Source organism: Terrilactibacillus tamarindi (assembly GCF_009718825.1).
Classification (GTDB): domain Bacteria; phylum Bacillota; class Bacilli; order Bacillales; family Sporolactobacillaceae; genus Terrilactibacillus; species Terrilactibacillus tamarindi.
Map to the genome: position 1 here is coordinate 74,699 of NZ_WNHB01000015.1, position 21,420 is coordinate 96,118.

Here is a 21,420-nt window from a genome sequence, read left to right on the forward strand (position 1 = left end):
TCCACTCAGTGTGTACATTTCTGCCTTTGTGTCTTTTTTCGGTGCCTGACACCTTATTTAAGATGGGAATCATTGATTATTCTTATAGGTCTCATCATATCGTGATCTTCATGTTCAAGAAAATGACAATGCCAGACATAGTTACCGACATGATCTTTAAAATGCATGATGATTTTCGTAATTTTTCCGTTCTCAGCTTTTACAGTATCCTTCCAGCCTTTTTCATAATCATACGGTTCTTCTGGTGGCCCTGTAAATTCAATCGTGCCTTCGCTTTCATAAAGCTCTACATTGAATGGCCTGCGTTCTAGAATTTTAAATTGAACCAAGTGAATATGAATCGGGTGCGGCCCACCTGTTAAATTAATCAAATTCCATACTTCAATGCTATCAAAAGCTGGTTTTTCAGTAGCTGGATCACCCCACATATGGTTATTTAGCATTAACATCGGTCTACCATAGCTATCTGTACTTGCACTCAAAGTTAAATCTCTTATTGTATGCGCCATATGTTCATCCATCATTTCCGGTGGATATAATTCTTCTGGAATTTCACTTGTATCTTCACCATATAACGGAAGGTCTACACTAAATTGCAACACGACGCTTGTATGTTCATTTGTATTTGTTCCTGAGTTTGTAAGCGTTATTGTTTCACCTTCCAACGTCGAAAAATCAATAATGATATCTGCCCTTTCTGATGGCTGTAATTCAATTGAAGTTAATCGAATAGGTGTCGTAACAAGCCCGCCATCTGTTCCAATTTGTGTGAAGGCTTGATCATTAGAAAGGCCTAACACATAATCTCTTCTATTTGAAGCATTTAGCACACGGAATCGATACTTTCTAGGTTCTACCCTTAACTTTGGCCATACTTTCCCATTTACGACAATGGTGTTACCAAAGAAGGCTGGCACAATGGAAGGCGAGACCGGTACGGGAAACGGCGGCTTATCGGGATAAAAAAGCGACCCATCCTCGTTAAATGATTTATCCTGCAGCATTAAAGGGATCTCATACTTCCCGCTTGGTAGGTTTAGTCGTTCTTCAAGTGCATCACGAAGTAAGTAAAACCCAGCCAGTCCTGCATAGACATTTAACCTTGTAATACCCATGGCATGATCATGATACCATAGCGTTGCTCCTGGTTGGTGATTCGTATATTCGTATATTTTTCTTTTAAATGTTGAACCTGTCATCTTGTAATCCTTTGTATACCAGGCTTCTGGATGGCCATCACTTCTCCAATCTACATTCGCACCGTGAAGGTGAACAACGCTTCTAACGTCTGGTGTATCAATTGATCCATGAATCGTATGATCGACAGGAAATAAGTGTTTAGAAGGTAAGTCGTTTATCCATTTGACACGCGTTGTTTCGTCTTTTTTCGCTTCAATAGTTGGCCCAGGAACCCTGCCGTTATATCCCCAAACAGGTGTGAGTGGAAACTGTTTATGAAATCGGTGTTTTACTTCTCTCATATAAATTTCATAATATGGAGATTGATCCTGTGAACCATCATCATTAAGAGGAGATGTAGTGATAAACTTTCCTAAACGTCCACTTCTGTTTTCATAAGGATCATATTGCCTCCTCGGCTTAGCAACAGGAGGTTTTTTAATTTCATCAACAAATTTTGGAATGGAAGCTGGATCAGCAGGATTGACTTTAACTAAAGGAATTTTTTCGGCCGTTTTATTGCTAGCATCAATATTATTATCCAATATTTTCTAGCCCCTTTGCAATCTTGTGAATACCCATTATTAAGCCCATTATATGTGGATATTCAAGGGCTGAAACTTGGCTTTTTAAAAATTTTCCGAGTAATACATGGCAGGCTGGTAATCGTTCATAAGAAGTCCGTATTTCGAGTGGTGGTTGCACCCCAAAGAAAAAACACCATCCTCACAAATTGAGGTATGGTGCTCTTTTTTCGGTTTCAATTATTCTGACGGTGACAGACACGCCTGTGGAATGGAAAAAGTCCACTCAAGGTGGACTTTTCTGTCTATATGTCTTTTTTCGGTGCCTGGCACCGATGCGCGGGTGGTGACAGGCACCCCGGCCCGGTGGCACAGGCACCTCCTACCGTATCCGGCTTAAAAACTGTTTCGTCCGCTCATGCTCAGGTTGATGAAACAACCCCGAAGGTTGACCCTTCTCGATAACCGTACCTTGATCCATAAATAGAACCTCATCAGCGACTTCTTCAGCAAATTTCAATTCATGTGTCACGATGATCATGGTCCATCCTTCGTTGGCTAAGGCTTTGATGACTTTTAATACCTCACCAACGAGTTCTGGGTCAAGTGCTGAAGTCGGTTCATCAAACAGAAGTAGGTCCGGCTCGATCGCAAGCGCTCTCGCAATTCCGACTCGCTGTTGTTGCCCACCTGATAATTGATGGGGATATTTATCGATATGTTCCCTAAGTCCGACTTTTTCTAATAATTCCTTGGCTTTTTGTATCGCTTCTTGTTTATCTATTTTTTGAACTTGAACGGGACCTTCAATCACATTTTCTAAAACGGTCCGATGCGGAAATAAGTTATAGCCTTGAAAAACCATGGCTGATTTTTGACGAATTTGTTTCACGGCTTTTTTTGATAACCTTTTACCAAATAAAACATTCGCATCTCCAATTTTAAGCGATCCCTTATCTGGCATTTCTAATAGATTTAAGCTGCGAAGCACCGTTGTTTTGCCTGATCCAGAAGGTCCAATGATCACAAGCACTTTCCCTTTGTCTAATGAAAAATCAACCCCTTTAAGAACATGGTGGTCTCCAAAGGATTTATGCAAATCTTGGACTGATAACATTCTAAAGACCCTCTTTCTCTATTTAGCAACATAACGGTCCAACCGTTCCTCAATGATATTTTGAATAATCGATAAGATGAAGCAAAAAATCCAATAAATAAAGGCTGCCTCACTGTATAATAATAAAAAGTTATAACTCGTAGCGGTAATTTCCTGTGCCCGTCTAAATAACTCGGTCACTGTAATCGTGGATGCAAGTGATGTATCTTTGACTAAGCTGATAAACGTATTAGAGAGTGGCGGAATCGATACACGCATCGCTTGCGGGATGATCACGCGTCTTAATGTTTGAAAATACCCCATGCCGATCGTGTATCCGGCTTCCCATTGCCCCTTTGGTACCGATAAAATAGATGCCCGAATGACTTCTGCAGCATAGCCACCAACATTTAGTGACAAGGCAATGATGGCTCCATTAACTGGTGAGATATTAATCCCTAACTCAGGCAATCCAAAGTAGACAATTGATAACTGAACAAGTAACGGTGTTCCTCTAATAATTGAAATATAGATTCTCGCTATCCATTGAAGTAACTTAATTGACGATAGACGGCACATCGCCATAGTAAAAGCAATCACAAGACCAATAATAAAAGAAGCAATGGCGAGTGGAATGGTGTATTTCAAACCACCCATTAATATCGGTGTGAAGGATTTTGCAGCTAAGTTCCAATCAATGGTGATATTCCCGAAAAACATCGAGATAGGTTATTCAGAGATATCTTTGTTAAAATATTTTTTGGAAATTTTAGCTAAAGTGCCATCTTCTTTTAATTCTTTCAACGCTTGGCTAAGGTGTTTATCTAAGCCAGATCCTTTTCGAACGGGATAGGCTATTTTTGCCGCATTGGCATCTATAACTGCAGCAACTTTAAGATCTTTACTCTTGGTTGTTTTTAGATAATCCAGAACAGCGCCTTGATCATTAACCGTGGCTTCGACTCGTTTTTGTTGAACTAATTTTATCGCTTTTGAAAAATCGTCCTGTCCCACAATTTGTGCGCCCGCTTTTCTCGTCATTTCACCATAATTACTCGTTAATCCTTGAGCTACTTTAACCCCTTTTAAATCATCAAGAGATTTAATTTTCGTGTTGTTGGCACGAGTGACAATGACGGACTTGCTTGTACCGTATGGTGTTGAAAAATCATATTTTTTCTCACGGTCTGGATTGATCCCTACTTCATTGGCCATCGTGTCAAATCGTTTACTATTTAGTCCGGCGAACTGGGAATCCCATGCTGTCTCTTTGAATTGAACTTTGACACCCAATTTTTTCGCAACGGCTCGTGTGACATCAACATCATATCCGATGAGCTTATTTGTTTTAGGATCGTGATAGGAGTAAGGTGCATAAGTCCCTTCTGTTGCTACTACCATCGTCCCTTTATTTTTTATTTGATCAAACAGATCTTTATTTGATCCATTTGAAGATGATTGACCACATGCAGATAATACTACTATAAGCATTATTGATATCATTGCTATTGCTAACTTCTTCACAATAAAACCTCCAAGAAACGTATTCTTATCTATTTGGTAGGGTTTAATTTACTCTATAAATATCGTGATGTCAACCAAATGAGTTGTATTTGGAATGTTAAAATTAGTGGTTAGATTACGACTTGTTAATTTAACAATTGATATTAGGTACCTTTTTTCAGGTCTACACCAAACAAGAACTTTGTTGAATGGTTCTGGGGGGTTACTTCACATATAGAATCCCCCAAAATCCAAAAGCCAAGAAACAAAAATCAAGAAAGTCCCTTCAAAGAATTGTTGTTAATTAATCTTTTCTTTGTTTTAATTCAGGACTTACTTTTGAGATCGTAATTCTTTCTTCTCCGTTACTTGGTTGTACAGCGTCTTTCCCTCTTATTATATTGCGTTTTGATTTTGACCCTTTACTCATATGTAACTCTCACTCCTTTTTGATAACTACCCATTACAAAAATATTTTTAACTTAACCCGACAGATTTATGTAAAACTTTGTTCGGATTTTTTGCATTAATAAAAGAGGTGTTATTGTGAAAGTTACAAAATAAAAGCACAGGATCATCCCCCTTTCTTTTAGAGAGTGATTCTGTGCTTTCGTTGGATGTTCTATTTTTTGTCTCAATTTGGTTGTGGGCACTGAAACACGTTCGACAAATTTCGGACACCGGGACACTTATCACTTATAATCCCCCACGAGAGATATATACATTCTACTATGGTACTTTTTGCGATGTGTCCACGTAAGAAAAACAAAAAATGGAAAATGTCTTTTTACGGTGCCTGACACCCTAAAAACAGCTCACATGGAAAGTATATTCTTTCACAAGATATCGATTCTTTATTGATCTGCTTTAATAACAAGTCCGCTGCTTTTGCTCCCATTTCGAATGCCGGCTGAGCAATAATCGTCATTGGTGGATTGGATAAATGGGCAAAGGGAATATTATCAAAGACAATCAATGATACATCTTCTGGAACTTTCAGCTGCTTCTCTTGCAAAAAGGAGAAGATCTCTAAGAAAACAAGATCGTTTCCTGCAAGGATCGCTGTCGGTGGTTCTTCCAAATGAAACAATTGATCGAGCTTCTCGTGCAATGCCGCAATTTCCGCACTAATCATATAATCTGCCCGGAGCTCTATGTGATGCTCAGTGAGGGCTTGTTTATAGCCTTCGAGCCTTTCTTTCCTTGATGAAATGGTTAAAGGTTGTGTCACAATCGCCATACGCTGATGTCCCTTTTGAATAAAATAGGAGATCGCTTCATAAGTGGCCTGCTTATTGTTGGCCAATACGAAAGGCGCTTTTAAATGTGGAATATCACGATCCATAAAGACGACGGGATAGCCTTCCTCGACCATTTTTTTGTATAGATCTTCGTTTTGTCCCGTCGGAAAAATGATGAGCCCATCGATTTGCTTGGCGCGGAGCATGTCGATATATTTTTTTTCTTTTTTTCCATTATTATCGGCGTTGCATATGATGGCCTGCATTTCATTTTCATAGCAAAAGTCTTCGATAGATCGGCTGACTTCTGTTGAAAAGCGGTGAACAATATTAGCCACAATAATACCGATGATAAAGGTTCTTTTTTGTTTTAAACTTTTAGCAATATAGTTCGGTTGATAGCCAAGCTTCTCGATGGCTTCTTTAATTTTTCTTCTTGTTCCTTCGCCCATGTATTCATATCGGTGATTAATATATTGGGAAACAGTACTTTTCGAGACGCCTGCATACTTTGCGACATCTGCCATGGTTACCTTCATCATAGCGTTATCCTCTTTCACATTTTCTTTAGTATAAAGCAAATTTCATCAAAATGTCTAAGAAAAATTGTCCATGACAAAGAGAGGCTACCGTATTTAAGAATGATCTTCATTAAAAAATTCGTTTTAATGAGAATTCGGTCTTCTTAAAAAGGTAGCCTCCAACCTAGGTTAGTATGCTTATGATTTTGTTGTTGGATTTTCCGTGTTTACTTTGCTCATATAACGTTTGGCTTTGTTCGTCAGCTCAGTTAGATAGGATTCGGTTATAGGCTGTTTTGTATTGACTAACGAACTTCCGATGCCAACTGCAATCGCTCCAGCAGCTAAATAATCCGCAAGATTGGATTCATCAATACCTCCTGTTGCCATTAAAGGAATTTGCGGGAGAGGTCCAGCCACCTGTTTGAAAAATCCAGTTCCTAAAGTACTTGCCGGGAAGACCTTGATGGCATCTGCCCCATTTTCATAGGCCATTTGAATTTCCGTTGGCGTATAAGCCCCCGGTATACTCATGACGCCATAACTTTTCGTGAGCTGAATAGTTTTAGAATGAACCGTTGGTGAAAAAATAAATTTAGCACCCGACAAAATCGAAGCCTTAGCTGTTTCTGTATCCAAAACAGTTCCTGCACCCGCAATAATGGTAGGATCATCATAAGCACTGAGCGCCTCCAACGCTTGCAAGGCTCTTGGCGCTTCCATGGTTATTTCAATAAGAGAAATGCCACCTTCTCTCAAAGCACTGGCGATTGGGATAATATTTTCAGGTGTTGCTCCTCTAATAATAGCGACAATCTTCTTATTTTTAAGCATATCTATATTCATACTGATGTCCCCCTTCTACAAGATTTAATCCCGTTGCTTTTACAATTCTTGAAACGGCATCGTTGTGTCTTTCGCTTTTTCTCTATTTTTCTTCTGTTTTGTAGCCATGATGGTTAAAATAGCTGACAATAACAGAGAAATGGCCATGAAATTGTAAGACGCTCCATATCCCCCTGTTAGGTCATTTAGATATCCTACAATATAAGCACCAACAAATGATCCAAGCGCTCCCATACTGTTGATTAACGCCATCGCCCCGCCAGCTACATTACGTGGAAGGATTTCTGGGATGATCGCAAAGAACGGCCCATAAGGAGCATACATCGCCCCGCCAGCAATGGTTAACAAGATAAACGATAACCAAAAATGGCTTGTTCCTAGCAAATAGGATCCATAAAAGCAAACAGCACCAATAAGAAGGAAGGGATAAACAAACAGTTTACGGTTTTGCCATTTATCAGAGAAATACGAAACCGCTAACATAAGGATGCAAGCTAATAAATACGGAACCGACGCCAGCCAGCCCGTAGCCACAATACTTGTATTAGGAGCAGATTTGATAATGGATGGCAGCCACATTACAAACCCATAGACCCCAATGCTCCAGAGGGCATATTGAATACTTAGCAGAATCACTGTTTTGGATCTAAAGGCTTCTCCGTAACCTTTAACTGATTTTAATTCTTTTTGTTCCGCTTGTAACGCTTCATTTAAAGCGGCTTTTTCCTCACTGTTGAGCCATTTAGCATCTTTTGGATGATCACAAACAAGTTTCCACCATATAAAAGCCCAAATAACGCCTGGTAGACCTTCTAAAATAAACATCCATCTCCAGCCAAGTGAATCTAAAATGTAGCCTGAAACAATCGACATCCAAAGAACAGTCGCTGGATTTCCTAAGATTAAGAATGTATTAGCACGAGACCTTTCCGCTTTTGTAAACCAGTGGCTTAAAAATACCAGCATCGCAGGCATAACAGCGCTTTCAACAACGCCTAAACTAAAACGAATGACAAATAATAGGCCAACATTCGAAATAAGACCCGTGGCTGATGCGAGTAGACCCCAAAGAATCAATGCATAAAAGATGAGTTTCTTGGCACTTTTGTTCTCTGCATAATGAGCTCCAGGAATTTGAAAGAAGAAGTACCCTAAGAAAAATAAGGCCCCAAGCAAAGATGAAGTGGCTGCCGTAATATTTAAGTCATGCGCAAGTCCCCCGGCCGCTCCAAAACTGTAATTGGCTCTGTCTAAATAAGCTAAACTATACGTGATAAATACAATAGGAATAAGACGAATCCATCTTTTATTAGACAACTGATTCATATTAATTCACTCCTTGATCATGTTTAGTTAAATAGGCAAGCAGTTTCTGTTTATTGGGATAACCTGTGTTGTCACCAGAGGACTGTACCGCCAAAGCACCAATGGCATTTCCTCTTGCAATCGCTTGTTCTAAAGGAATTTTTTCTAATAAACCGCTGATCACGCCAACGGCAAAACCATCTCCCGCGCCAACTGTATCGATAATTCGAGGGACTTTCATGCCCTTGACATATCCCTCTTCTTGTAACGTTTTATAATAGGCACCTCTTTCACCTAGCTTAACAATGACAGCGTGCACGCCGGCATCTAAATAATAAGAAGCGATATCTTCGGGTGTTTCATAACCAGTGAGAAGCTTTCCTTCTGATATGCCTGGAAGCACATAGTCCGTTTGTTTTGCAAAAAAATTGATGGTATGAATCATTTCTTTTTCTGAATTCCAAAGAGATGGACGTAGATTCGTATCAAAGGAGATCGTCTTTCCGTGCTGCTTCATAAATTTCAGTGCATGCCCGGCAAAATCTCTGGCAGATTCAGATATCGCAAGTGGAATACCGGTCATGTGCAAATGTCTAGCACGCAAAAAATAGTCTTCGTCAAAATCGTCAGCGCTCAATGTGCTTGCGGCAGAACCCTTACGAAAATACTGCACTTCAGGATCGCCGACTTCGACTTTTGATTTTAACTGAAAGCCCGTTGGATGCTCCGTATCTATTGCGATGTGATCGGTCTGTACTTGATGTTCCTGAAGCTTTTTCATAATGAATTTTCCGAAAGCGTCATGGCCTACTTTACTGACAAAACTCGTTTTAAATCCCAATCTGGCGAGACCGATCGCCACGTTGGTCTCAGCACCGGCTAGCTCCATGGAAAAGGTCCGCGTTTCATGAAGGGGACCGATTGAATCAGCCATAAACATCGCCATGGCTTCACCGAAAGTCACAACATCGAATGTTTCCATCACGAACTCATCCTTTCTGCATGATCTCCATTGATTATCTCGATATAACGGTTAATTGACGCGCTATCTGGGAAAATTGGAAATTCTAAAGCTCTTGGAATAGCGGAAAAATACACGTCATTTATTTCTTTCCAGAGTTCGTTCCCGTTCTTGATGGGAACCGTCAGTAGTTTCTGATTTTGTTGAATCACGTGTTTAACATGGTAATAGGAGACATAAGGGCTTAGTAAGCTTGCGGCTTTATGAGCATCCTCATTCGTATACATCCAGTTACCAACATCAAACGTCATGTGAACAGGCACATTTTGCTTTTCTGCTTCCTGAAAAAATTGAAATAACGGATCGATCCTGCCGCCTTCTCGCGTTTGATCATTTTCAATGAGTAATTGAATCGTTGGATAATGATCAAGAAGATTTGAAAGGGCTTTCAAATTTGATTTTTGAATATCAAAGTTGCCTAAAGGGAGTTTAATCCATTTTGCTTGAATCTGCTTCGCCTCTTCCATCACAGCTGATACCCTTTCTTCATTTAAAGAAGTGTCTTCTTTCCATAATGGTATGGGCGCGGAATAAACGGTCAATAGATGATGATCTTTAAGTGTGTTGTGGATTTGCTGCAAGTCATGTGTTAAAGAGGCTGCGTTCAATAGTTCTTTTCTAATCTCAATTCCGTCTGCGTTGGAATTGGCAATAATGGTGATATAAAAGTCAAGATCTTTTTCCAAACCCTTCTCATTAGAAAAGGCATTTAATGGGATAACTACTTGAGACATATATGAACACCTCACCATTTGTTTTTAATAAACCGGTTTAGTAAAATTATAAACCCTATGTAAGCGCTTTACAAGTCCTTTTTTTAAAAAAAGTGAATTTGGGCTCTGAAAATTTAAATAACTGTATAAACAAAAGCTTAGAACCTCCTCTCTTCTAAAAAGAGGACAATTCTAAGCTTTAGGTGATAGATCGATAAATCTCGGTGGTGACTAGGCACCCTTCCAACTCTATTGGATTCTATAAATATAGGAATCTTCAATATACATATTATTAATTGTATTACGTGTAAATCTAATACCATTGATTGCATTAGCATCAGTCTTAGTAAACGTTCCTAATATTTTTATTAATTCATTATTTGGACTAATCACTGAAATACTTTGAAGAGAAATATCAAAAGGTTCTTCTATCAAATCAATCGTTGATTTTATTTTTCTGTATACTTCCTGTGGTCCTATTTCGTCAACTAATGGGGTTGCAATCATCAATCTGTAGATATCCGACTCGGGTATATACAACCAAAAAGCAGAATGAACGATAAAGTTTAATTCATCTAACTTACGTATTAACCTTTCTCCATTTTTAAGATCCTGCTCTACCAATATTGTTTTATCCACTTTAAAACCCCCGTTTCTGGATCCGATACTGCGGAATAGAGATTTTTTGCTTCTAATTCACTATGAAATGAATAACGATGTTGCTCCGACCAATCTTTAACCACAGCCCAATTAATTTCTGCCAATGAGTTCTCTATCCTTAATCCCGCTTCCCCTACTAATTTTGCAAGCTCGTGAGTGTATATATTCTTTATTCTGTTTGGTGGAAAATCATATTCTCTCGTTTTCTTAGCAATACAAGCTTTTAATGCACATTCAATGACATAACCAGATAGATAATAAGCACCATCATATTGCTTATTTGCCATTAATATCTCTGCTTCCTGTAATCTTATTTCAGCTAGTTGTTGAAAGTCAAATCTGTTCAAATTATCACTTCCTAATATAATGTATTTCACTCTAAATTCTATAGTTAAAATCAGTATATAGGATATATTATAACATAGAAAGGAACGTGTGTTCCCTATAAATATAGAAAATTTTTAAAAATTTTAGAGTGAAGGATCACAACCTTCTTAAAGGAAAGTAATTATTCGACAAATTAGGGTGGTGACAATATGTACACCTGAGAAAAACAAAAATGAAAAAATGTCTTTTTACGGTGCCTGACACCCAAAACTGTAGTATGATAAGGGATATGTGATTTTTATTATGATGGAATTAAATTCAAATGAGGTCGGTTTTATATGAATAATGAAAAATTGGAACGTGGATTAAAAAACAGACATATTCAACTTATTGCCATAGGAGGAGCAATAGGAACAGGTTTATTTTTAGGAGCTGGAAGGTCCATAAATTTTGCCGGTCCTTCCATCATGCTTGTTTATTTATGTATAGGGATTGCCGTTTTCTTTATGATGCGAGCACTTGGTGAATTATTAGTATTTAATCCTACCACAGGGTCTTTTACTCAATTTGCAGAACAATATATTGGTTCCTGGGCAGGTTTCGTAACAGGTTGGACCTATTGGTTTTGCTGGGTTGTAACAGGTATTGCAGAAATCACAGCAGTTGGGCTATATGTGCACTTTTGGCTGCCAAATGCTCCTCAGTGGATACCCGCTCTTATTTGTGTTCTTGGATTAATGTTAATTAACTTAGGCACAGTGAAGGCATTTGGAGAAATCGAATTTTGGTTTGCTTTAATAAAAATTATAACGATTATCGCCTTAATAGTCATAGGGTTTGTCCTTGTGATGATGAAATTTGATGTACACGGTACACCTGCCTCTTTTACACATTTATGGACACACGGCGGATTTTTCCCACATGGGGCTTCTGGGTTCATTTTTGCTTTCCAAATGGCTATATTTGCCTTTGTAGGAATCGAACTCGTTGGTGTAACAGCAGGGGAAGCAGAAGATCCACAAAAAATATTACCGAAAGCCATTAATAGTATCCCGCTTCGAATCCTTATTTTTTACATAGGCGCCTTACTGATCATAATGTCTATCTATCCATGGAACGGAATTGATCCTGAAAGTAGTCCCTTTGTTAAAGTGTTTCAATTGATAGGTATACCTGCAGCTGCTGGGATAATTAATTTTGTGGTCTTAACTTCTGCCGCCTCGTCATGTAATAGCGGGATATTCAGTACAAGTCGAATGCTTTACATATTATCTATTGAAGGAAAAGCACCAAAACTATTTGGTAAGCTTAATCGTCGAAATATCCCTTCGGCGGGTCTATTTGCTTCTACGTCGGTATTACTAATTGGTGTATTGTTAAATTATTTATTAGATGCCACAGCCGTATTTACACTAGTGACAAGTATTGCAACGATTTGTTTTTTATGGGTTTGGGGTATTATCCTCATTGCACATTTACGATTTCGATATTTAAATCCTAATCACATCAGTACATTTAAAATGCCTTTTGCTCCAGTCTCTAACTGGCTAGTCCTTGCCTTTTTTGCTTTTGTTGTCGTTATATTAGCTTTCTCGTCTGAAACACGACTTGCCCTACTTGTTACACCGGTTTGGTTTCTTATTTTATTTATTGCCTATTTATTCTCTAAAAAAGCAAACACATGAATGTGGTGCCTGTCACCGCTCGAATTTTATATCGGATATAAATTAATTTATGGTGTCTATATGAGGTGGACTAATATAGCAAGATGTCTTTTTGTGGTGCCTGTCACCCACGTTCTCTCCATCTTTTGGATGGTTTCAACATGAATATATAACAAGGCTTTAGTAAATATTTATACTACTGGACAAAAGTGCTTACAGCGCATTTTTTACTGTACTAGGTCTGACAGAATCACTAATGATAGATGTACGAAAGCATAAATATCCGGGTTACGGCTTTAACACCCCAAGTATGGTTGCTACTTACTTAGTATCGCTAATGTGTACCTGTCACCGCCTTAACTTTATATCGGATTTAAATTAATTTGCAGTGTCTATATGAGTTGAATTGTTATAGTGTGAATGTCATTTTCTGGTTCCTTACATTTAATTCGACAAATTTCGGGTGGTGACAGGCACTCGTACAAGGAAAGAGGTATCAAAATGGAATTCTTATCTCGGGAACAAATTATTAATGAATTACAACAATCTTTTCAGTCCTATATCGATAAGTATGATATTGATGAGATCGGCATTTTTGAAGAAGAAGGTCAAGATGATCGATATTATGTCGGCTTTACGGTTAATAAAGACGGAAAGACCTACCATATCCATTCCCCTTACTCGAAAAATGGAAAAGGTGGTTTAACGCAGATACAAAATGAATGGACAGTTGAAACCGATGATCCCCAAAAAGAAGATTTAAAAGGCTATCATGATTTAGAAAGTATATTCCGGAATATTTAACCCACACCATCAGATACAGTCAGTCCTCAACAGTGTAATCTCGTTACAAGGGACTGATTAGTCAATCTGTTATTTTGTTCCTATGGAAGTTTCATAACTATCAGTAAATCCCCTTAATTCGACAAATTTCGGGTGGTGACAGGCACTCTAAACCCCGCTATTCCCATTGGTTTTTGGGAATAGCGGGGTTCATAATTCGGGTAGTAACTAGCACCCTTATCTATACACAAGGCCACCATCAGTCAAGATAGCTTGACCCGTAATGTAATCAGAAGCTTCTGATGCTAAGAAGTCCACGAGATTAGCCACATCTTCTGGTGTTTGATATCTTTGTAAGGCAATTTCTGAGGAGAATTTTTCGAATGCTTCTCCTGGTTTTAAATCATCACTATATTTAACCATCTCTTGATCAATTCGATCCCACATTTTTGTTTTCGCGATGCCTGGGCAATAAGCATTAACAGTAATTTGATGTTTTGCTAATTCTTTTGCAGCTGTTTGTGTAAAAGATCGAACGGCATGTTTCGTTGCGGAATATGTACCAAGCATGGCATAGGATTCATGTCCTGCAATACTACATGCGTTAATGATTTTTCCTTTTGTTTTTTGTTTAATAAATTGTTCGGCTGCCGCTTGTGTACCAAACACGACACCATTCACATTAATTCTAAATAATCTATTCAACTCGTCTTCTTTAATTAGTAAAAATGGCGTTACAGCGTCAATACCTGCGTTATTGACAAAGACATCTAAATGACCAAATTTATCAACAGCCTCTTTAACTAAATTAAATTGATCTTCACGTATAGAGACGTCTCCTTTAACACCGATTACGTCAAAGTTTTTCCCTTTTAGTTCTTCTACTGTCTTATTTAATAACTCCTCGTTAATATCATGAAGAACAACGCTAAACCCATTGCTACATAACTTTTCAGCGATGCCTCTTCCCAATCCTCCAGCAGAACCTGTAACAACTGCTACTTTACTCATAACAAATACCTCTTTTCAATAATGATAGTTTAAAAGATTATCAAGCTTCTACCCTTTTCTGAAAAAGATTATATATATTTGTTTTTACAGGTACATTTTAACATATCCATTCATTTATTTCCTGTTTTATGATGCCGCTTTCATGAATTTATACTCATCTCATGATTTCGGGTAGTGCCTGGCACCCAAAACTCCGTGTCTATCCGGGGTGTACTAATTGAACAAAGTGTCCTTTTGCGGTGCCAGGCACCCGGAAACCTACTCCAAACGATATTTCTTCATACGGTTATATAACGTGACGCGCGAAATGGCTAGTAATTTTGCTGCTGCTGATTTGTTTCCGTAAGTTTTCTTTAATGCTTTTTTGATTCTCTCCCTTTCAGATTCAATCGAGACGTCTTCAGAGATTGAATCGACGTGCTCCTCTTCTGTTGTTATAGTAGATATTTCCTTTGAATAAAAAGATTCAGGTAAATGATCTGGTCTAACGACATCTCCATCTAATAGAATCATGATGCGTTCAATCGTATTTCGAAGTTGTCTGATGTTCCCTGGCCAGCGGTGTTTCATTAATAAATTCAAGGCTTCAGGGGCTATGGATGGCACTTTTTTGTTATATTTTAAAGCAAATTCTTCTAAAAATAGGTGAATAAATTCAGGTATGTCTTCAATTCGCTCTCGCAAAGCCGGAAGCTGAATCGTGACGACATTTAATCGATAATACAAATCCAAACGAAAATTCCCATCCTGAATCATTTGTTCTAAACTACGGTTGGTTGCAGTAATGATGCGGATATCTGTTGGAATTGGCTTTGAACCGCCTACGCGATAGAACTGATTTTCCTGCAATACACGCAATAATTTTACTTGTAGATCTAAAGGAAGTTCACCGATTTCATCTAAAAACAAAGTCCCTCCTTTGGATGCATCGATTTTCCCTTTTTTCCCTTCTCTTACCGCACCCGTGAAGGCTCCCTTTTCATACCCAAACAACTCACTTTCAAAGAGTGCTGTTGGTATGGCCCCACAATTGATGGCTATAAAAGGTTTATTCGAACGATGACTAAAATGATGAATAGCCGTTGAAAAGAGTTCCTTCCCAACGCCACTCTCCCCTGTAATAAGCACAGGGACATCCGTTTTGGCCACCTTTTTTGCAAGTTTTACAGCTGAATTTAACATGGGACTTTTTCCTTTAATCTTCTGAAATGGATCACTTAAGTGCTCGTTATCAAATTGATTTTCTAAATGTCTTATGTAAGCCGTTGATGAAGACAGCTCTTCGTTTAATTTGACCATCTCTGTTATATCTCGTTCAACAGAAATTCCACCAACGATCTCCTGATTAACACGAACAGGTGATGTATTGATTAACACATGAACATGTTCTTTAGGTTGATTGTATTGATTCCTTACTTCCTCCCCTTTTTTTAATGTATCCATTAATTTAATGGTCTCTTTTTTAAAGTGATGGGTAATAGGCTGACCTAACATATTTTTTTGAGAATACTGGTACAGAGCTTCCGCTTTTGAATTCCAAGATATAACATTCCCTTTTTTATCAACAATCGTGACAGCATCGTCAATTGTATTCATTAGAGTTTGATGAATAGACGTCACTTTTTGACAGTAATCCATGAAGCTTCTAAGTATGTCAGAGTACAGAATCCAGCCCGTACATGTTCCTCTTTCATCTATAAGAGCAATGTCCTTTTGTTCTTCTAACAATTCTAGACTCCAGTTCGAATCATCTTCCTGTACAATCTTCATATTATGAACATCTAAAGTCTCCACCCATGGTCGTTTAATCGAAGATAATAAATTTTGGTAGAACAACTTCATTACCCCCCACAAAAGAAATACATACTAAATGATAAACTACGAATCTTGATGCTTAGTTGTTTTTGGTCCTCATGTAGTAAAAATCTACATTCCGTTCCTCAAAACGGCGCCGCTCTTTGCTTCCAGTTTGTCTCCTTTTTGATTCGCACATATAGAACAGTTTTAAAAAGACCCTTTACATAATTGTAAATTTTACAAATTAATGAACAATTCTGTTTAAATTTATTATACATTTTCTTTTACATAAAGACACGACAAATTCAATAAAAACGTTAAAATTTATTTTTTTTACCCCTTTTTATTTCAATTTGAACATAAAAAGAAAAATGGACCTTCTATTAATCTGGCGTGCGTAAACAGACGACAAATACCGCTTTTTTTCTTCATTTTCCATCTGCGATCTACTCCCTTTTTTCATAAAAAAATCTCAAACTATTCCGTTTTGGCATGGAAATTGCTTATAAACTTGTGAACAAACAATGAATTATTAGGGGGCTTTAAGATGATTCCATATGCACACGAACCACTTACTGATTTTTCAAATGAACAAAACAAACAATCTTTCTTAGAAAGTTTAGACAAAGTAAAAGCAGAACTCGGTCAACACTATCCACTAATTATTAATGGTGAACGAGTGACAACTGAAGATAAAATCACGTCAATTAATCCAGCAAATACAGAAGAAATTGTTGGTTATGTTTCAAAGGCTACGCAACCATTAGCTGAACAAGCGATGCAAGCGGCTGATGAAGCTTTTAATACATGGAGAAAAGTTAAACCAGAAGTTCGAGCAGATATCATATTCCATACAGCTGCTATCGTTCGCCGCCGCAAACATGAATTCTCTGCTTTATTAGTATTAGAAGCAGGAAAGTCTTGGGTTGAAGCGGATGCTGATACAGCAGAAGCAATCGATTTCATGGAGTATTATGGAAGACAGATGCTTCAACTAAAAGATGGCGCACCCGTGAAAAGCCGTCCAGGTGAATACAACCGATACGATTACATTCCTCTCGGCGTCGGCGTAGTTATTCCGCCTTGGAATTTCCCTTTTGCTATTATGGCTGGAACAACTGTCGCTGCCCTTGTAACTGGCAACACCGTTCTATTAAAACCCGCTTCTGCAACACCGATTATTGCAGCTAAATTTGTTGAAGCACTTGAAGAAGCAGGCCTGCCAAAAGGTGTTCTTAACTTCATCCCGGGTAGTGGCGGAGAAATTGGGGATTACTTAGTTGATCATCCAAGAACACGCTTCGTTTCCTTTACAGGTTCCCGAGATGTCGGTCAGCGTATATACGAAAGAGCTTCGAAAGTTCAAGATGGACAGATCTGGTTAAAACGTGTCATTGCTGAAATGGGTGGTAAAGATACGATTGTCGTTGATAAAGAGGCAGATCTAGAGCTCGCTGCCAAATCCATCGTCGCTTCTGCCTTTGGATTCTGCGGGCAAAAATGTTCGGCTTGTTCACGCGCAATCATCGTTGAAGACGTCTACGATAACGTTCTGAATCGCGTTGTCCAATTGACAAAAGAATTAACAGTCGGTGACCCAACCACACAAGAAACATACATGGGACCTGTCATCGATAAAAATGCTTTTGATAAAATCATGAGTTACATTGAAATCGGTAAGCAAGAAGGTCACCTTGTTGCTGGTGGTGAAGGCGATGATTCAACTGGCTATTTCATTCAACCAACCGTGATCAGTGATGTCGAGCCAACAGCAAGATTAATGCAAGAAGAAATCTTTGGTCCTGTTGTTGCATTATCAAAAGCAAAAGATTTCGATCATGCCATTGATATCGCAAACAATACAGAATATGGACTAACAGGCGCTGTCATCACGAACAACCGCATGCACATTGAACAAGCACGTGAAGATTTTCAAGTAGGTAATCTATATTTCAACCGAGGTTGTACAGGAGCCATTGTTGGTTACCAACCATTTGGCGGTTTCAACATGTCAGGTACAGATTCAAAAGCTGGCGGACCAGAATATTTACTTTTACATCTACAAGGAAAAACAACATCAGAAGCGCTTTAATGATTAAATATGGGGTTAGATTCATTCACATCTAACCCCATCACTTAAACACCCAGATTTCTGAATATTGTGTTTATAAAATAGAGGGGGATATGAAAATGATTGAAACAATATCAAAAAATTTTTTTATGTCGCTTGCCAATAACAAATCATTAAATAAAGCAGCTAAAAAATGGGGTCTTAATTTTGGCGCCACAAAAGTTGTAGCTGGTTCAACGATAGATAGCGCCATTGGAGCTGTCAGACATTTAAATAATAAAGGTATTGTCGCAACATTAGATCATTTGGGTGAATTTGTCTTTACAGAGAAAGAAGCGCTTGAAGCAACGGATTACTGCATCAAAACACTCGAAGCCATAGGACTTTCTGGTGTTAAAACAGGTTTATCTATTAAAATTACACAACTCGGATTAGATATTGATCGAAACTTTTGCATAAATAACATCAAACGTATTTTAGAGACAGCAAAACGGCATGATCTCTTTGTTCGAATTGATATGGAAGATTATTCACATTGCCAAGACACCATTGACATCACAAAAATGTTCCATGAAAGCTATCAAAATGTCGGCACCGTGATTCAATCCTATCTCTTTCGATCACTTGATGATGTAAAAGACCTAAAAGGCATTCCTTTACGAATCGTCAAAGGCGCATACAAAGAATCACCGGAGGTCGCCTACCAAGAAAAGAAAGATATTGATGAAAACTATTTAAACCTTGTGAAAGAGCATCTATTAGGAGGCACCTACACAGCGATTGCGAGTCACGATCATATATTAATTGAAAAAGTGAAACAGTTTGTTCAAGAAAATAACATTCCGAAGAATCTCTTCGAATTTCAAATGCTTTATGGGTTTAGAAGAACACTGTGGGAAAGTTTAGTGAGTGAAGGTTATAAAATGCGTATCTACGTTCCATTCGGAAATGACTGGTTCGGTTATTACATGCGTCGTCTTGCTGAACGCCCGCAAAATGTTTCCTTTGCTTTTAAAGGTTTTTTCTCAAAATAACGTGAAACTTCAATCGGAGTGGGTTTACTTCATCTCACTCTGATTGAAAGGGCTCATGCGATCAGTTACCCTTCACTAAAAATGCTCGTTTACATTCATGACCTTGAGCTGGGACAATACTCGCCGTTAATGCGGAATAAACTTTTAACAAATAGCCTTGAAAAGTTCAAGGCTTACTCTTATTTAGATGATCCGTCTCTTATAAATTTAAAGTATAATAGAGGTTGTTCAAAAAGTCACCAAATGATAAGGCTACGAATCTCGGCGTTGGCTGGTTTTTCCGGTCCTCATGTAGTAAAAACCTACATTCCGGTCCTCAAAACTGCGCCGCCTTGATCTTCTTGCTTCTAATTTGTCACCTTTTTGAACACGTACTAATAGAATTATTGAACAAATTAACGGAATTATTTTACAAATAAATATTTGTTGCATTCTCTATTAAGTTTGTTCCTGCTATTTTAAATTTAAAATAAACGAGAAAGAATAGGAGATGATATAGTGCAGATCGAAATATTCATTTCTTTAGGAGTGTATCTCCTTGTCATGCTGCTAATTGGTTATTACTCTTACAAAAAAACATCCAATTTAAATGACTATATGTTAGGTGGACGTGGACTTGGCCCAGCTGTCACGGCATTATCCGCAGGCGCAGCTGATATGAGCGGCTGGATGTTGATGGGCTTACCAGGGGCCATGTATGCTACAGGTATATCAGGTTTGTGGCTTTCTATAGGGCTGATGTTAGGCGCTTATGTAAATTATCTCATTCTTGCCCCTCGTCTTCGGACGTACACCGAAGTCGCGAATGATTCACTTACGATTCCCGATTTTCTTGAAAATCGATTTCATGATCATTCGAAAGTACTTCGCTCTGTTTCAGCACTTGTCATTTTAGTCTTCTTTACCATTTACACATCATCAGGTTTCGTCGCTGGTGGACGACTATTTGAAAGTTCATTCCATATGAATTATAAAGTTGGTCTATTTATCACAGCAGCTGTTGTTGTTGCTTATACCTTATTTGGTGGATTTTTAGCCGTAAGTATGACGGACTTTGTTCAAGGTGCCATCATGTTTGTCGCTCTTGTACTCGTCCCAGTTGTTGCCTTTACCGATGTGGGTGGCGTGCAGGAAACTTTTCATCAAATTAGACAAGTTGATCCTTCCTTACTCGACTTCTTTAAAGGAACGTCCTTTTTAGGAATTGTATCTTTACTCGCATGGGGACTTGGCTACTTTGGTCAACCCCATATCATTGTCCGATTTATGGCGATTAGTCATCCAGATCAATTAAAATCAGCACGACGAATTGGTATGGGCTGGATGGGTATTTCGATTCTAGGAGCTGTACTCACAGGTCTAGTCGGTGTTGCCTACTATGCATCTCATGGTCAAACATTAAAAGATCCTGAAACGATTTTTATCGTCTTCTCGAATATTTTGTTCAACCCGTATATTACAGGATTCTTATTAGCTGCCATATTAGCAGCGATTATGAGTACCATATCTTCACAACTACTTGTGACAGCAAGTTCACTAACAGAAGACTTTTATAAAACCTTCTTCCGCCGCCAAGCGAGTGATAAAGAGCTTGTTCTTATTGGAAGACTTGCTGTTCTTATTGTTGCCATGATCGGTGTCGGTCTGTCATTATATCCAAACGATACCATCTTAAGTCTCGTCGGCTATGCTTGGGCAGGATTTGGTTCAGCATTTGGCCCGGTCATTCTCTTAAGTTTACACTGGAAGCGTATGACTCGATCGGGTGCACTTGCGGGTATGATCATCGGAGCTGTGACAGTCCTTATCTGGGCAAATGTTCCTGTATTGAAAAACTTCCTATATGAGATGATACCTGGATTTTTCTTAAGTATGATCGGTGTTTTCGTTATAAGTTTATTAACCCAAAAACCATCCCGCAAAATACAAGATCACTTTGACCAAATGGAAAATGAATTGGGCAAAGGAGCGTAAGTTGAGATATGATTCAAAGAAGCATCAATATCCTTTTTGGGAATTGGTGCTTCTTTTTGCTTCTTCAGCAGAAATTCCGAATTTTTAAGACTTCTGTGTATTAGCAGAAAATTCTAGTGTAACAAATACTTTATAGATAATTTATGGAAT

At 38.4% G+C, this 21,420-nt stretch carries 21 protein-coding genes and 1 pseudogene; 6 read left to right on the plus strand and 16 right to left on the minus strand.

From position 1 onward, the window contains the following. Positions 1–53: 53 nt before the first annotated feature. The 13 genes from GMB86_RS10300 to GMB86_RS10350 all read right to left on the minus strand — a co-directional run bounded on the left by GMB86_RS10300 (position 54) and on the right by GMB86_RS10350 (position 10,956). Positions 54–1,682 (minus strand): multicopper oxidase family protein, encoded by a 1,629-nt coding sequence (locus GMB86_RS10300; protein ID WP_329602873.1) that lies wholly within the window; start codon positions 1,680–1,682, stop codon positions 54–56. Between the two features lie 34 nt (positions 1,683–1,716). After that, complete coding sequence (locus GMB86_RS15540; protein ID WP_196220189.1) at positions 1,717–1,884, minus strand: hypothetical protein; 168 nt, start codon at positions 1,882–1,884, stop codon at positions 1,717–1,719. A gap of 201 nt (positions 1,885–2,085) precedes the next feature. Further along, positions 2,086–2,820: an amino acid ABC transporter ATP-binding protein gene (locus tag GMB86_RS10305; RefSeq protein WP_155219431.1), complete on the minus strand. Its 735-nt coding sequence runs from the start codon at positions 2,818–2,820 to the stop codon at positions 2,086–2,088. Positions 2,821–2,838: 18 nt separating this feature from the next. Beyond that, a complete protein-coding gene (locus tag GMB86_RS10310) occupies positions 2,839–3,519 on the minus strand; it encodes an amino acid ABC transporter permease (protein ID WP_155219434.1) in 681 nt (226 codons plus the stop codon). Positions 3,520–3,528: 9 nt separating this feature from the next. Beyond that, positions 3,529–4,323 carry a transporter substrate-binding domain-containing protein gene (locus GMB86_RS10315; protein WP_329602870.1) on the minus strand — a complete coding sequence of 265 codons (795 nt, stop codon included), beginning with the start codon at positions 4,321–4,323 and terminating at the stop codon, positions 3,529–3,531. Between the two features lie 283 nt (positions 4,324–4,606). Beyond that, a complete protein-coding gene (locus GMB86_RS16020; RefSeq protein WP_268987312.1) occupies positions 4,607–4,732 on the minus strand; it encodes a hypothetical protein in 126 nt (41 codons plus the stop codon). A gap of 357 nt (positions 4,733–5,089) precedes the next feature. Further along, positions 5,090–6,085, minus strand: a complete 996-nt coding sequence (locus GMB86_RS10320; protein ID WP_155219437.1) for a LacI family DNA-binding transcriptional regulator — start codon at positions 6,083–6,085, stop codon at positions 5,090–5,092. Between the two features lie 177 nt (positions 6,086–6,262). Then, a complete protein-coding gene (locus GMB86_RS10325; protein ID WP_155219440.1) occupies positions 6,263–6,910 on the minus strand; it encodes a bifunctional 4-hydroxy-2-oxoglutarate aldolase/2-dehydro-3-deoxy-phosphogluconate aldolase in 648 nt (215 codons plus the stop codon). 39 nt (positions 6,911–6,949) lie between these two features. Then, complete coding sequence (locus tag GMB86_RS10330) at positions 6,950–8,236, minus strand: MFS transporter (protein WP_155219442.1); 1,287 nt, start codon at positions 8,234–8,236, stop codon at positions 6,950–6,952. A 1-nt stretch (position 8,237) separates the two neighbouring features. Then, positions 8,238–9,197, minus strand: coding sequence for a sugar kinase (locus GMB86_RS10335; RefSeq protein ID WP_155219445.1), 960 nt, complete (start codon positions 9,195–9,197; stop codon positions 8,238–8,240). Continuing rightward, the gene (locus GMB86_RS10340) at positions 9,197–9,970 is read right to left on the minus strand and encodes a sugar phosphate isomerase/epimerase family protein (protein WP_155219448.1); all 774 of its coding nucleotides are present in this window, start codon (positions 9,968–9,970) and stop codon (positions 9,197–9,199) included. The genes GMB86_RS10335 and GMB86_RS10340 overlap by 1 nt, the downstream gene beginning before the upstream one ends. Before the next feature lie 228 nt (positions 9,971–10,198). Next, positions 10,199–10,588 carry a hypothetical protein gene (locus GMB86_RS10345; RefSeq protein ID WP_155219451.1) on the minus strand — a complete coding sequence of 130 codons (390 nt, stop codon included), beginning with the start codon at positions 10,586–10,588 and terminating at the stop codon, positions 10,199–10,201. Next, on the minus strand, positions 10,567–10,956 hold the full coding sequence (locus tag GMB86_RS10350) for a HEPN domain-containing protein (protein WP_155219454.1): 390 nt from the start codon (positions 10,954–10,956) through the stop codon (positions 10,567–10,569). Before GMB86_RS10350 ends, GMB86_RS10345 begins: the two co-directional genes overlap by 22 nt. A gap of 318 nt (positions 10,957–11,274) precedes the next feature. Between GMB86_RS10350 and GMB86_RS10355 the strand changes: the two genes are divergently transcribed. The 3 genes and pseudogenes from GMB86_RS10355 (at position 11,275) to GMB86_RS10360 (ending at position 13,404) form a co-directional block, all read left to right on the plus strand. Further along, on the plus strand, positions 11,275–12,621 hold the full coding sequence (locus tag GMB86_RS10355; RefSeq protein WP_155219457.1) for an amino acid permease: 1,347 nt from the start codon (positions 11,275–11,277) through the stop codon (positions 12,619–12,621). A gap of 187 nt (positions 12,622–12,808) precedes the next feature. Then, positions 12,809–12,905 (plus strand): annotated as a pseudogene (locus GMB86_RS16170) (short chain dehydrogenase); the annotation flags it as partial. A 196-nt stretch (positions 12,906–13,101) separates the two neighbouring features. After that, positions 13,102–13,404, plus strand: a complete 303-nt coding sequence (locus GMB86_RS10360) for a DUF5634 family protein (RefSeq protein WP_155219460.1) — start codon at positions 13,102–13,104, stop codon at positions 13,402–13,404. Between the two features lie 216 nt (positions 13,405–13,620). On the opposite strand, the gene GMB86_RS10365 is transcribed toward GMB86_RS10360, so the two are convergent. Next, positions 13,621–14,394 carry an acetoin reductase gene (locus tag GMB86_RS10365; protein WP_155219463.1) on the minus strand — a complete coding sequence of 258 codons (774 nt, stop codon included), beginning with the start codon at positions 14,392–14,394 and terminating at the stop codon, positions 13,621–13,623. Between the two features lie 258 nt (positions 14,395–14,652). Further along, positions 14,653–16,236 carry a sigma-54 interaction domain-containing protein gene (locus GMB86_RS10370; RefSeq protein WP_155219466.1) on the minus strand — a complete coding sequence of 528 codons (1,584 nt, stop codon included), beginning with the start codon at positions 16,234–16,236 and terminating at the stop codon, positions 14,653–14,655. Between the two features lie 502 nt (positions 16,237–16,738). Between GMB86_RS10370 and pruA the strand changes: the two genes are divergently transcribed. Continuing rightward, positions 16,739–18,283, plus strand: a complete 1,545-nt coding sequence (gene pruA, locus GMB86_RS10375; protein WP_155219469.1) for an L-glutamate gamma-semialdehyde dehydrogenase — start codon at positions 16,739–16,741, stop codon at positions 18,281–18,283. A 98-nt stretch (positions 18,284–18,381) separates the two neighbouring features. Next, positions 18,382–19,296, plus strand: coding sequence for a proline dehydrogenase family protein (locus GMB86_RS10380; protein WP_155219472.1), 915 nt, complete (start codon positions 18,382–18,384; stop codon positions 19,294–19,296). Positions 19,297–19,548: 252 nt separating this feature from the next. Here the strand turns inward: GMB86_RS10380 and GMB86_RS15545 are convergent, their stop codons facing one another. After that, positions 19,549–19,728, minus strand: coding sequence for a hypothetical protein (locus GMB86_RS15545; protein WP_196220190.1), 180 nt, complete (start codon positions 19,726–19,728; stop codon positions 19,549–19,551). Positions 19,729–19,794: 66 nt separating this feature from the next. Here GMB86_RS15545 and putP point away from each other — a divergent pair, with 66 nt between their 5' ends. Next, the gene (gene putP / locus GMB86_RS10385; RefSeq protein WP_329602872.1) at positions 19,795–21,270 is read left to right on the plus strand and encodes a sodium/proline symporter PutP; all 1,476 of its coding nucleotides are present in this window, start codon (positions 19,795–19,797) and stop codon (positions 21,268–21,270) included. Positions 21,271–21,420: the final 150 nt, after the last annotated feature.